10 protein-coding genes are annotated in these 13,436 nt (G+C 66.2%); 2 read left to right on the forward strand and 8 right to left on the reverse strand.

What is annotated here, in order from left to right; genetic code table 11:
• The 3 genes from ABE485_RS30030 to clpS form a co-directional block, all read right to left on the reverse strand.
• The coding region (locus tag ABE485_RS30030) for a transglycosylase domain-containing protein (protein ID WP_430795481.1) at nt 1–759 on the reverse strand (759 nt) is incomplete at its 3' end.
• Nucleotides 714–5,936, reverse strand: a complete 5,223-nt coding sequence (locus tag ABE485_RS30035; RefSeq protein ID WP_430795482.1) for an alpha-2-macroglobulin family protein — start codon at nt 5,934–5,936, stop codon at nt 714–716. The genes ABE485_RS30030 and ABE485_RS30035, both read right to left, overlap by 46 nt.
• A gap of 170 nt (nt 5,937–6,106) precedes the next feature.
• Entirely contained in the window at nt 6,107–6,421 is a 315-nt protein-coding gene (gene clpS, locus ABE485_RS30040; protein WP_008168033.1) for an ATP-dependent Clp protease adapter ClpS, read from the reverse strand.
• A 226-nt stretch (nt 6,422–6,647) separates the two neighbouring features.
• On the opposite strand from clpS, the gene ABE485_RS30045 reads away from it, so the two are divergent.
• Together ABE485_RS30045 and ABE485_RS30050 are read left to right on the forward strand one after the other, a co-directional pair.
• Nucleotides 6,648–6,893, forward strand: a complete 246-nt coding sequence (locus tag ABE485_RS30045) for a cold-shock protein (protein ID WP_006220277.1) — start codon at nt 6,648–6,650, stop codon at nt 6,891–6,893.
• Nucleotides 6,894–6,987: 94 nt separating this feature from the next.
• The gene (locus ABE485_RS30050; RefSeq protein ID WP_346518907.1) at nt 6,988–7,533 is read left to right on the forward strand and encodes a DUF192 domain-containing protein; all 546 of its coding nucleotides are present in this window, start codon (nt 6,988–6,990) and stop codon (nt 7,531–7,533) included.
• Nucleotides 7,534–7,640: 107 nt separating this feature from the next.
• Here ABE485_RS30050 and pcaF read toward each other — a convergent pair whose 3' ends face one another.
• From pcaF to ABE485_RS30075, 5 genes are all read right to left on the reverse strand, one after another.
• Complete coding sequence (gene pcaF / locus ABE485_RS30055) at nt 7,641–8,846, reverse strand: 3-oxoadipyl-CoA thiolase (protein WP_346518908.1); 1,206 nt, start codon at nt 8,844–8,846, stop codon at nt 7,641–7,643.
• A gap of 167 nt (nt 8,847–9,013) precedes the next feature.
• The gene (locus ABE485_RS30060; RefSeq protein ID WP_346518909.1) at nt 9,014–10,408 is read right to left on the reverse strand and encodes a chloride channel protein; all 1,395 of its coding nucleotides are present in this window, start codon (nt 10,406–10,408) and stop codon (nt 9,014–9,016) included.
• A gap of 70 nt (nt 10,409–10,478) precedes the next feature.
• Complete coding sequence (locus tag ABE485_RS30065; RefSeq protein ID WP_346518910.1) at nt 10,479–12,182, reverse strand: methyl-accepting chemotaxis protein; 1,704 nt, start codon at nt 12,180–12,182, stop codon at nt 10,479–10,481.
• 282 nt (nt 12,183–12,464) lie between these two features.
• Entirely contained in the window at nt 12,465–13,043 is a 579-nt protein-coding gene (gene sodB, locus ABE485_RS30070; RefSeq protein ID WP_346518911.1) for a superoxide dismutase [Fe], read from the reverse strand.
• Between the two features lie 156 nt (nt 13,044–13,199).
• Nucleotides 13,200–13,436 (reverse strand): exodeoxyribonuclease VII large subunit (locus ABE485_RS30075; protein WP_346518912.1); only part of this gene is annotated, 237 nt, incomplete at its 5' end.

The raw sequence follows: 13,436 nt of genomic DNA on the forward strand, positions 1-13,436 counted from the left end.
GTCGAGGACCTTGTCGCGCGCGGCCTGCGCGGCCTCGGGGTGGCGGTCGGGCCGCAGCCGCGAGGGGGCTTGCGGCCAGGCGGTCAGCATGGCGGCCTCGGCCGGGCCGAGGTCGCGCGCGGGCTTGCCCAGCCAGAGGCGCGAGCCCATCTCCACCCCTTCCACGATGCCCCCCATGGGCGCATGCGTCAGGTACAGCGAAAGGATTTCGTCCTTGCTGTAGTGCATCTCCAGCTGCACGGCCCGCCAGGCCTGCCGCAGCTTGGCGGACATCGAGCGCGAGGGTTTGCCGGCAAGCTGCGGATCGATGAGGCGCGCCACCTGCATGGTCAGGGTCGACCCGCCCGACACGATCCGGCGGTTGGTGGCCCATTGCCAGCCCGCGCGCACGAGGGCCACGGGGTTCACCCCGGGGTGCCAGTAGAACCAGCGGTCCTCGTAGGTCAGCAGGGTTTCCAGATAATGTTCCGACACCTGGTCCGGCGTGACCGGATAGCGCCAGATGCCGTCGCGGCTGGGATAGTTGCGCAGCGGGGTGCCGTCGGCGGCGACGACCACGGCCGCTCCGCCCGAATCGATGGGCGGCAGGGGATAAAGGCGGTCGAGCGCGAATAGCAACGCGGCCAGCGCTGACAACACGCTGGCCGCGAAGATGCCGCGCCGTCGCCAGCGGCGGACGCGGGAGGCGCCCGCCGCCGCAGCGGCGTCGGGGTTCAAGGACGCTTGGCGCCGCGATCTCGGATTTCGACCGTGCTCCATTGCTCACCCACACCCCGGATTTCCGGGCGATACATGTCTTCAGCCACCGTCGAAGGCACCGCATAACGGCCCGGCGTGACGACACGCACCAGATAGAACACATCCACCTTGCCGCGGCCCAGCGACACCGCGGCCACGTAACGGTCATCGCGGAACTCGCGATGCTTGATGTTGGAATCGGACATGGCGTCGGCCACGCGGCGTCCGCCGATCGTCCAATCCTGCATCTCGGGGCTTTGCGACAGGTTCAGGTTCTCGACCTCGAAGCCGGCCGGCACGCGGTCCACCAGCAGCCCGTCGGGGATGTTCTGGTTGGCGCTTGCCTGCACCCAGACCACCAGCATGTCGCCGGTCTGCAGCGTGCCGCCATCCCAGGGCTTGCCGTCCGGACGGTACCAGCCGCGCTTGAGCTGGATGACGTCGTTGCGCGGCGCGGGCGTGGCCGTCGGGCTGCCCTGGATGTCGTATTCGACGAACAGCGACTGGCTTCCGGTGTTCTGGAGCTGCGTGTTGGCCAGGTCGGCCGCGGTCAAGGCCACGGTCTGGTCGCTCTTGCCGCCCGACAGCGGCTTGGGCTGGCCATTGACCGTCAGCGTCGCTTCCCAGGGCGTGTTCTTGCTGCCGCCGGCGGCGCGGGCGGCCAGCAGCAGCGCCATCTGTTCCTGCGTGGACAAATAGGAGCGGTTGCCCAGGCGGCCCGACAGTTGCGTCAGCAGGTTCTCGCTGCGCTCATGGCGAAGCTCGTACTGGTTGACCAACGCGTACGCCAGCGCGTAGTCGCGCACGCTGCTGCCGTAATCGCCCATCCATTCGTCGTAGTAGGCGCTGTTCCGGTTGTTGACGTTGATGCCGTAGGCGCGGGTCATCGCCAGGTCAAGCGCCTGCTTCATGCGCCCTTCGTCGCCCATCAGCTTGAACGCCGCCGCCAGCTGCACCAGCGGCAGCGGCGAGCGCGCGCGCTCCTGGTAGTTGTCGAAGATCTGGCGCACGGTCGACAGCGGCGCCTTCTTGTCGCGCGCCAGCACCAGCGCGGCCGTGGCCAGGCCGGCGAAGCGGCGGTGGTCTTCGCGCAGGATGTTGGCGTCGCCGCTGTCGATGCGGCCCGCGTCGACATTGCGGCGCAGGTTGGCCGACCAAGTACCGAAGCCGCCCGTACCCTGCTGCACCTGTTCGAGCAGCCAGGTCCGTGAACGGTCCAGCGGCGCCTCCGGCACCTCGAAGCCCTTGTCGCGCGCATCCTGCATGAAGCCCACGGCATAGGCCGTCAGCCACACGTCGCGGGACGACGAGCTGCTCCAGAGGTTATAGGAGCCCACGGCGTTGCGCATGCCGGACAGGCGGCCGATGGCGCCCGCCACCTTGGCCGCGCGTTCGGCTTGCGTGCGCGGTTTCAGGCCGAACTGCTTGGCCGCATCTTCGTCCAGCATCACCCACGGCAGGGTCGCGCTGATGGTCTGCTCGGTGCATCCATAGGGATAGTTGAGCAGCCCCTCGACCAGACGGTTGACGTTGAACGGAGGACGGTTGGACACGGTCAGGCTGACGGTCGTGGAGTCCGGATAGTAGGACGCCGCCCACGAGGCCTGCGGCGACTGCGATTCGCCCGGATTCAGGCGCAGGCGGCGCACCTGCCGCTCGGGCGCGTAGGCCGGCTGCACCTGCAGCACCGATTCGCGCACGATATGCACCGGCTTGGCGCCGCCCTGCCCGTCCACGGTCAGGCGCATCAGGCCCAGGCCGTACGAGCCGGTGGTGGTTGCGTTAAAGCGCAGCGTGGTCCGTTGCTTGTCCTTGAGGGTGATGGTGCGCACGCCATCGATGATGGCCAGCGGATCCAGCGCCTCCAGCTTGATCGACACCTTCTGTTCGGCGCCGCTCAGGTTGGTCACGTCCAGCGCGATGGCGGCCTGGTCGCCCGGCGTGATGAAACGCGGGGTATTCAGTTCGGCCACGATCGGGGCGGCCACCACCATTTCGGCGTCGGTGCTGCCGTAGTTGTCGGGCGTGAAGGCCACGGCCATCAGGCGCAGCGTGCCATTGAAGTCGGGCAGGTCCAGCGGAATGTCGGCCTCGCCCTGGGCGTTGAGCGTCACCGGGCCGGAGAACAGGTCCACCAGCTTGACCTTCTTGGGCAGGCTCTTGCTGTCGCCGCGCATCGCGGCATCGCCGCCCCACTTCAGCTTGCCCTTGGTGCCGTCCATCTTCTCGATCAGCTTGCCGTACATGTCCAGCAATTCGGGCGCGTAGCGGTGCTTGCCGAAGAAATAGTCCAGCGGATCGGGCGTGGCGTACTGGTTGATGTTGAGGATGCCAACGTCCACGGCGGACAGCGTGACGTTCGCCTGCTTGCCCTGGGCGCCGTCCACCTTGACGCGCACGGTGGTGCGGGTCTCGGGCACCACCTTTTGCGGGGCGGTGAGCTTGACGTCCAGCTTGCGGTCGGCGCTGGCGATCGGCAAGAAGGCCAGGCCCAGCGCGCGGGCCGGAGTGACGCGGTCGCCTTCGCTGCCCGGGCGGAACACCGCTGCGGCAACATACAGGTCGTGGCGCTTCCATTCCTTGTCGACGGGAATCTCGACTTCGGTGCCGGTGGCCTTCACGGCGACCCACTTGGACCACAGCATCCGGTCGCCTTCGACCGTGATGAGCGCCTGGCCGTCATGCGGCGGCGTGAGGGTCAGCTTGACGCTGTCGCCCGGCTTGGCCGGCACGCCCTCGAGCTTCATCTGCACGCGGTCGGGCCGGTTGCCCATGGCGTCGGCGTCCTGCGCGTTCCAGCCCGCATAGAAGCGGTAGCGCATGGTTTCGCCGGTTTCGGGATCCGAAATCTCCAGGCGGTAACGGCCCCACTTGACCGGCACGGTCAACTGGGCGCGGTCTTTCAGCGCGATCTCGCGCGAATCGACCAGTTCCTCGGTTTCGGTGTAGCCGCTGTTCCAGCCGCGCTGGTCATCGAAACGCCAGTAGTACTGGCGCTCTTCGCGGAACAGGCGCATCTGCGCCTGGGCCAGCGGTTCGATCTTGCCGTCGGCGTTCGCGCGGATAACCTCGAAGGCGGCGGGCGCGCTTTCACGCGCCACGTCGCTGTCGAACTGCGGCCGGACCGCGATCAGTTTGCTGGCAGGCCAGACGCTGCGCTCGATCGAACGCACGACCGGACGGCCACCCGATTCCAGCAGGCTGGCGGATACCCGGACCTTCATCGGCGAATGCGCGCCGTCCGCGTTCGGGTTCACTTCCAGCTGCGCGTAGCCCTTGCTGTCCAGCGCGGCCTCGGGCAATTCGCCGAAGCTGCGGCGCGTATCGTCGGCCACGTCGCCGAAGATGAAGCCGGGCCACTGCTGGGCCAGCGCAAAGCGGTCGCGCTTGACCTGGAAGGTCGCCAGCAGGCGATTGCCCGCGGCGGGTGCGCCGTACAGGTAGTCGCCCTGCACATCCACCGTCAACTCTTCGTTCGGCGACAGCACCTGCTGATCCGACGTCAGCGCCATCTTCATGCGTTCGGGCAGGAATTCCTCGACCTGGAATTTCCAGGACGCATCCGGCGCGCGTGAGGCGGGATCCACCCGCAGCTCGAGCAGCCAGGTGCCGGTCTGCGCGTCCAGCGGCAGGTCGATCGCGCGCTCGACGTAGCCCGGCAGGTCTTTCTTGGGCTGCCACAGCGTCGTCTGGACGGTGCGGCCATCGGGGCGCTTGAGGGTCGCGGTCAGCGGCGACGGCGTGAGCACGCGGCCGTCCAGGTCGCGCGGCAGCACCGACACATTGAAGGTTTCGCCCGGGCGGTACAGATTGCGCCCGGCATAGACAAACAGATTGTTGGGTCGCGATGCGTGGCCGCCGGTATCGAACTCGGACAGGTCGAGCGCGGGCTCGCCCAGCGCCAGGACCGTCATTTCCTTGTCGCGCGACGCGCGGATGACGCGCGCGTTGGCAAAGCTGCCGTCGAAGCGGACATGGCCCTGCGCGTCGGCGGCGGCCTTGGCCAGCGATTTGCCGGCGCCATCCACCAGTTCGAACACCGCGCCGGAAATTGCCTGGCCGGACTTCAGCGACACCGAATAGGCTTCGATGCGGTCGCTGTAGCGGCGCGCATGCAGGCCGATGTCGCTGACATAAAAGTAAGTGACCTGGTATTCATAGCGGAAGCGGCCGGGCTGGCTCATGACCGCCACATAGATGCCGGGCTCCTGCAGTTCCTTGATGCCTTCGACCGGCAGGAACGTGACGTGGCGGCGGTTGGGTTTGTCGTCGGTGACGAAGCGGCCCTGGTAGACGCTGGTCGTCAGCGTATTGAGGCGGTCCAGGTCCCAGTTGCTGACCGAACCCTTCAGGCTGCGATTGCCGGCATAGCGCCAGTCGTTTTCGTCGTAGTCGGCGCCGTCATCGTCTTCGGACGGCGCGGTGCTGCGGCCAACGCCCAGCACGGTTTCAAAAAGTTCGGGCACACGCTCGGGGGACACGCGCAGGAACTGCACGTCCACTTCGGACACGTTCACCGTGGCCACGGGCAGGCCGCCATTCTGGCCGGCCGGCAGCACCACGCCGCGGCTGGCGAAATAGAACGACGGCGGCATGGCCTGCGTGCTGACCTCGCAGTGCGAGGCTTCGGTCAACGCGACCTTTTCGCCCACGCCGGGCAAGCCCGAACGCACCGTGATCGCGTAGGAGCGCTGCGGCTGCACATAAGGGAAATAGACGACGCGCGGATTGTCGCCGACGACCCAGTTGCCCTTGACGATCTTGCCCTTGGGCGCGGAATCGCCGGGCCGGACCGAGGCGGGCTGCTGGCCCTCGGCAACTGCCGATTCGCTGTCCTGGTCGGACTTGCCGGCGGTGGAACCCGTATCCGTCACCTGGAGGAACGAATCCAGGTTGGCCTTGGCGTCCACCGGCTGGGTGAACGTCACGGCCAGGGACAAGGCGTCGTTATATTGGCGAGGCTGGCAGTTCAGGGCCGCGAAAGGATCCGCGTTGCCGACCACGGCGCTGGCGGGCAACGCCGGCGTGGCGCCCGCGGCCCCTTGCGGGGTTCCGCTTGGTGCAGTCTGCGCAGCCGGAGCGGGCGCCGGATTCACCGGCTGATGTTCCTTGCCCATCCACCAGCCCACGCCGATGGCGCCGGCCAATACCGCGACACCGGCAACCGCCAGCCAGGTCTTGCTGATCTTTCCACTCACGGCCAACCTCCCCGCTTTACTAGAATGCAACGCTCCTTAGCGGCGGAGCTGCCGACCCGACGTGCGCCGCGCGCTTCCCGGTACGCGGCCAGAGCCTGTTCACCCTGAAACCCACATAGGCGTGGGCAGCACAACGCCGCCATTGCTGGCGGCGTCGTTTCTTCTTGATGTCAAACCGGTTCCATCACACATTGCAGCGGGTGCTGGCGCGCCCGCGCATACTGCCCGACCTGGGCAATACGTGTCGCGGCGAGGTCGCGCGGGTAGACCCCGCATACGCCACGTCCTTCGTGATGAACCTGCAACATGATCCGCGTCGCCTCTTCCTGATTCTTATTGAAGAATTTCTGCAGCACTTTCACGACGAACTCCATCGGGGTGTAGTCGTCATTCAGCAACAACACCTGGTACATCGGAGGCGGCGCAGCGCGGGCCGGCGCCTTTTCGACGACCAGATCATGCTGGGTATCCAAGGTAGAACTCATAGGGCGGGTATTCTATTTAAACTGGGGACGGCAACCACTCAACTTACTGAAAATTACACGCAGAAATACGTAGTATCCATACTTGACTGAACGAAGAAAAGCGGCGCATTATCCACGCATTCTGGGGTTTTCAATTCATCGAAAATCTGCCAGGAAGCCGGAGGGGGGACAGGGGTCTAGGCCGCATTGCCCTTCTGTCAACATACGATTCAATGAGGCAGGCCGCATGTCTGATACGACCGCAACCGCCGTCCAAGGGGACAATCCCAAATCGACGGGCACCGTCAAATGGTTCAACGATGCAAAGGGGTTTGGCTTCATTACGCCTGACGACGGCGGTGAAGATCTGTTCGCCCATTTCTCGTCCATCCAGATGAATGGTTTTAAAACCCTGAAAGAAGGCCAGAAAGTGGCCTTCGAGATTATCCAGGGGCCTAAAGGCAAACAGGCGCTTAATATTACGGCTGCCTGAGTTACCCTTTAAAGCGCAACGGTAAGGTTGCGCCATTGATCCAGGCGGGGCTTTCGGGCCCCGCCTTGTTATTTTCTAATTACCCCGCCAGGCCATGCCGAAGAATGCTGTATTGCTTCCGTTCGTTCATACATTGTTCAAAACGACGTTTACCAAAATAACTTCAATCGGGCTCGCCTCCCGGCGCGGGACGTCGGCGGCGCTCGCCGCGGCACTGGCCGCAGCGGCCTTCGCCCTGCCCCTGCCTGCCGGCGCCCAGCGCCAAACCGGTCCGCAACCCACCTTGCCCACCACGCAGTTGTCGGCCGGCATCCATATTATCCGCGCAGAAGTCGCCGATACGGACGCCACCCGCCGCGACGGGCTGATGTTCCGCCGGGAACTCCCGGGCAACAACGGCATGCTTTTCGTGTTCGAACAACCGGACGTGCAGTGCTTCTGGATGCGCAACACGCTGCTGCCGCTCTCGATTGCCTTTATCGCCGACGACGGCACGATCGTCAACATCGAAGACATGGCGCCGCAGACCGAAGATCCGCATTGCGCCAAGAAGCCGGTGCGCTACGCGCTGGAGATGTCGCAGGGCTGGTTCGAGCAGCACGGCATCGCGGCCGGCAGGAAGCTCGACGGCCTGCCCTGATTGCGCGGCGGTGTCGCCTTGGCGGCCGTGGAGTCAAAAAAAGGGAGCCCGCAGGCTCCCTTTTCATTGGCGGCTGCGGCCTCACGGCCGGAAACGCCGCCGGCGGCTTAGACGCGCTCGATGATCAGCGCGATGCCTTGGCCGACGCCGATGCACATCGTGCACAGGGCGTAGCGGCCGCCCGTGCGGTGCAATTGGTTGATCGCGGTCGTGGCCAGACGCGCGCCGCTGGCGCCCAGCGGGTGGCCCAGGGCGATGGCGCCGCCGTTGGGGTTCACGCGCGGATCGTTGTCGGCGATGCCAAGCTGGCGCATCACGGCCAGGCCCTGGGCGGCAAACGCCTCGTTCAGTTCGATCACGTCCATCTGGTCCAGCGTCAGGCCGGTCTGGGCCAGCACCTTCAGCGTGGCGGGCGCCGGGCCGATGCCCATGATGCGCGGCGCGACGCCGGCGGTCGCCATGCCGACCACGCGCGCACGCGGGGTCAGGCCGTGGCGGGCGGCGGCCTTTTCATCGGCCAGCAGCAAGGCTGCGGCGCCGTCGTTCACGCCCGATGCGTTGCCCGCGGTGACGCTGCCGCCTTCGCGGACCACGCCCTTGAGCTTGGCCAGCGATTCGAGCGAGGTTTCACGCGGGTGCTCGTCCTTGGAGACGATGATGGGATCGCCCTTTTTCTGCGCGATCGACACGGGCACGATCTCCGCGTCGAAGAAGCCTTCCTGCTGGGCGCGCGCCGTCTTCTGCTGGCTGGCCAGCGCGAACAGGTCCTGGTCGGCGCGGCTGATGTTGAAGTCGTCGGCGACGTTTTCGGCGGTCTCGGGCATCGAGTCCACGCCGTACTGCGCCTTCATCAGCTTGTTGACGAAACGCCAGCCGATCGTGGTGTCGTAGATGGCCGCGCTGCGCGAGAAGGCGCTGTCGGCCTTGCCCATGACGAACGGCGCGCGGCTCATGCTTTCAACGCCGCCCGCCAGCATCAGGCCGGCTTCGCCGGCGCGGATGGCGCGCGCGGCGGTGCCGATGGCGTCCAGGCCCGAACCGCACAGGCGGTTGACCGTGGCGCCGGGCACTTCGATCGGCAGGCCGGCCAGCAGCGTGGCCATGCGGGCCACGTTGCGATTGTCTTCACCGGCCTGGTTCGCGCAGCCCATGATGGCATCGTCGAGTTCTTCCCAGCGCACGCCGGGATTGCGCGCCACCAGGGCCTTGATGGCTACGGCAGCCAGGTCGTCGGGACGGACGGAAGCCAGCGCGCCGCCGTAACGGCCGAAGGGGGTACGGATCGCATCACAAATAAAGGCATTCACGGTCATGGGAAGCTCGGAGTGAAGTGAGGAAACTCGGAATCACCCGATCTTAACGCAGCACTTTCGCGCCAAGTTGGTGCGTGACAGGGATGTCCGCAGCACGGACAGTGTCCAATGGCCGTTCACATTCAGCGCGGATTCGCGCACGGAATCGGGCGGTGCAATGCGCGATATCAGTGCGCGGCGGACTTGGCGGCGCGTCCCGCGTCCACGATGGCCTGGCGGCGGAAACGTCCGGCCGCCAGATGGTAGAACGGTTGCGGGCAGAATTGGCGCGACACGCCGGAGGCCAGCAGCGATCCCACCAGCAGCCAGAACAGCATCGGCTGGCTGCCCGTCATTTCCATCACCACGACGCTGGCCGTCAGCGGCGCCTGCGTGGCCGCGGCCAGAAAGGCTGCCATCGACAGCAGGACCAGCACGCGCTGGTCCACGCCCTCGCCGGCCAGTTCCCAGATGTGGTGTCCGATGCCGGCGCCGGTGGTCAGCGCCGGCGTGAAGATGCCGCCGGGAATGCCGGCCCAGTACGACGCGACGGTGGCGGCCAGCTTGGCCAGCCCGAATCCGTCCGGCACCGAGCCGTTGCCGTTCAGCAGATTCGCGGCCGCGCCGTAACCCGTGCCGTATACGCTGCCCGCCGTGCACAGCCCGATCACGGCCAGCGCAAGGCCCATGGCGAAAGCCGTCCAGATGGGATGAGCGCGGATCCAGGCGCGCCAGGACTGCGGCGCCGCACCTACCGGCCCCTTGCCCAGCAAGCGCGCGAAAATGCCGCCCAGCGCGCCGTTCAGCGCCGCGCAGATGACGATCCACATCACCATGTTCTGCGACAGCGGCGCCCCCGCGAAAACACCGAAATAGGGATTGTTGCCTTCGACCGCCACCACCAGGAAGCCCGCCGCCAGCACGCCGATCAGCACCAGGCGCTGCCAGCGCAGCACCGTGCCGCGCCCCAGTTCCTCGATGGCGAAGATGACGCCGGCCAGCGGCGCATTGAAGGCGGCGGCCAGGCCGCCGGCGGCTCCCGCCGCGATCAGTTCATTGGCGTGAAAGCCGCGCAGTTGCACGCCGCGCCGCTTCCAGAAATTGCCCCAGGCAAGCATGAGGGCCGCGCCCACCTGCACGGACGGCCCTTCGCGGCCGATCGAGGCGCCGGCAAGCATGCCGAAAAATGCGAGGGGGATCTTCCAGAGCGTCTGCGCCAGCGACACCAGGCTGTTCTGGCTGGCCCCGGGAGGCAACGACAACGCGCCGATGACCTGGGGGATGCCGCTGCCCGCGGCGTTGGGCGCAAAGCGCAGCGTCAGCCAGCGCAACGCCGCCAGGCCGAATGGCAGCACCAGCAGCGCCAGCCAGCCGTTGTAGGCCACCCATTGGCGGTTCCAGGCCAGCGCCTTGTCGGCCAGATAGGCAAAGCCCAATGACATCAGCGAAACCAGGGCGGCCCCGCCGAGAAGCAGCGCCAGCTGCACACTCTTGCGCGACAGGCGATTGACCTGGCGCACCTTGCGGCGCGCCAGCCGCCGCGTGCGGGCGATGACTCGGCGGATGGGGTCGGGCAGACTCATGGGCGGGACAAGGGCGGCTTGGGGGTTGCTAACCTTACCACTCCGTCCTGACCCGCAGCCGAAAGCCCGCTCAGAATGACGACCAGTCGTCGTCCTGCGCGGCGCGCGCCAGCGCGGGCTGCGCCTTGACCGGACGCGCGGAGGCCACGATGGGCTTGCGCACGGCGACCGTTTCCATCGGCATCAGCCGGGCCTGCGCAGAATGCTCGGCGCCCGCGTCCACCTTGAAGCGGCGCACTTCCTGCGCCAGGCGGCCGGCCTGTTCCTGCATGCTGGCGGCGGCTGCGGCCGCCTCCTCGACCAGCGCCGCGTTCTGCTGGGTCACCGTGTCCATCTGCGCCACGGCCTGGTTGACCTGGCCGATGCCGGACGACTGTTCTTCCGAAGCGCTCGCGATCTCGCGCACCAGGGTTGCCACCTGGCGCACGCTGTCCACCACTTCGCGCATCGTGCGGCCGGCCTCGTCGACCTGGCGCGTGCCGCCTTCGACGCGGGTGACCGATTCGTCGATAAGGGCCTTGATTTCCTTGGCGGCCACCGCGGAGCGCTGCGCCAGCGTGCGCACTTCGCCCGCCACGACCGCGAAGCCGCGGCCCTGCTCGCCCGCACGCGCCGCTTCCACGGCGGCATTGAGCGCCAGGATGTTGGTCTGGAACGCGATGCCGTCGATCACGCCCGTGATATCAGCGATGCGGCGCGAACTGTCGGAGATCGCGCTCATGGTCTGGACCACGCCTTCAACCACCTCGCCGCCCCGCACCGCCACGCTGGAGGCCTGGCTGACGAGCCGGTCGGCTTCGCTGGCGTTGTTGGCGTTCTGCTGCACGGTGCTGGTCAGTTCCTCCATCGACGCGGCGGTTTCTTCCAGCGAAGACGCCTGCTCTTCAGTGCGCTGCGAAAGATCCGAGTTGCCCTGCGCGATCTGCGACGACGCCGACGCGATGCTTTCGCAACCGTCGCGCACGTCCTTCACGATGCGGGCCAGGCTTTCGTTCATGGCCTTGAGCGCGCCCATCAGGTCGCCAGTTTCGTCGCGCGTCGCGACCTTGATGTCCGCCGTCAGGTCGCCCGCGGCCACCTGGCGCGCCGCCGTGACGGCCTGCTCCAGCGGCCGCACGATGCCGCGCGTGACCACCCAGCCCAGCAGCATGCCGACGGCCACGCCCGCCACCGCCAGGAAAATCATGATGGCGCGGACCGTGCCGTAGAGGTCGGTGCCTTCCTGCACCGACTGCGCGGCCATCTTCTCCTTGCCCACCGCCAGATTGGTCATCAGGTCGTCGAGCTTCTGCGACGACACGATGACGCGCTTCTCGATCTCGGCCACGCGCGGATCGCTCTGCGTCAGCGACTGCGACTGCGCGGCGTCGAAGAACGCTGCGGACTCCCGCTTCCAGATCTGTTCGGTTTCCGCGAACTGCGCCATCAGGCGCTTGCCCTCGTCGGAATAGAAATTCTCCGCGGCCTTATGGCGCAGCGCGTCCATGTTCTTGACCGCGTCATCGAACTGCTTGCGCAGCGCCTTGCGTTCCTGCTCCGTCGAGGCGGCCAGGTAGCCGCTACGTGCGCGGCCCGCGTAGATCAGATTGATATTGGATTCCTTCAGATCCGAGATGCCGCGCAGCTCGGTGTCGTAAAGCCGGTCGTTCATTTCATTGATGCGAGCCAGCCCCCAGACGCCGAAGGCCCCGATCGCACCGCCTATCACCGCCACCAGCAAGAACGCCCCTGTGAGGCGAGCGCCAATGCGCAACCCCGAAAATAACCGCAACATGCTTCCCTTCCCTGTAGTTGGCCCGGTTTATTGCGGGCTTGCCGCAGCCATGCGCCCCGTGGCTCGGTCGCAGGCCGTGGGCAACGATAGCGGGCGCATTTCCTAGGGATTTCCCTAAAAAAAAGCCTGTTCACGCGTCACTTCGCCGCAATGAATTCGACAATCGACAGGGTTTTGGAAGCTGACTTTTCCCTGAACAAAAAAGAAAACCCCTCGCCGGGGCGAGGGGTTCGAATTGCGGGCTGCGGCGCGTACGCCGCAAGCTTGTCCGCCTAAGCCTTATCAGGCGAAGTTCTTGGCGGCGAACTCCCAGTTCACCAGGGCCCAGAAGTTTTCCAGGTACTTGGGACGGGCGTTGCGGTAGTCGATGTAGTAGGCGTGTTCCCAGACATCACAGGTGAGCAGCGGCGTGTCGGCCGTCGTCAGCGGGGTGGCGGCGTTGCTGGTGTTGACGATGTCGACCGTGCCGTCGGTCTTCTTGACCAGCCAGGTCCAGCCCGAACCGAAGTTGCCGGCTGCCGACTTGTTGAACGCTTCCTTGAAAGCGTCGAAGCTGCCCCACTTGGCGTTGATGGCGTCAGCCAGCTTGCCCGAGGGAGCGCCGCCGGCCTTGGGGGCCAGGCTGTTCCAGTAGAACGTGTGGTTCCAGATCTGGGCTGCGTTGTTGAAAATGCCACCCGAGGACTTCTTCACGATGTCTTCCAGCGACAGCGTTTCGAATTCGGTGCCCGGGATCAGGTTGTTCAGATTCGTGACGTACGTCTGGTGATGCTTGCCGTAGTGGAACTCCAGCGTTTCCTTGGAGATGTGCGGCGCCAGCGCGTCGAGTTCGTAAGGCAGGGGGGGAAGAGTATGTGCCATGTGATGGTTCCTTCTGTTGAGTGCACGATCAAGCCGTTCAATTGTATCGGCAACTAATGAGGATACCGTGTTAACCCCGCGCTGGCGCGGGGTTAACAGGCGCATGAGCTTATGCCGTCGATGGATTTGTTTTGCGGGCGGGCTCGCCGCCGCGCGTCAGGCGTCGTCGCGCGTCTTGCGCGTCTGCTGCACTTGCACGTGTGCGCCGCCTTGCGCAAAGCTGAGGTCCAGCGGCTGGCCGACAGACAGGCTTGCGGCATCGCGCACGATGCGGCCGTCGGCGTCGCGCGCGATCGCGTAGCCGCGCGCCAGTGTGTTGCCCGGATCGAGGGCACGCAATTGCGCGGTGGCTGCGGCCAGGCGGTTGCGGCCCTGCACGAGCAGGCGCGCATG

Source organism: Achromobacter spanius (genome assembly GCF_039673305.1).
In the GTDB taxonomy this organism is placed as follows: Bacteria; Pseudomonadota; Gammaproteobacteria; order Burkholderiales; family Burkholderiaceae_B; genus Achromobacter; species Achromobacter spanius_F.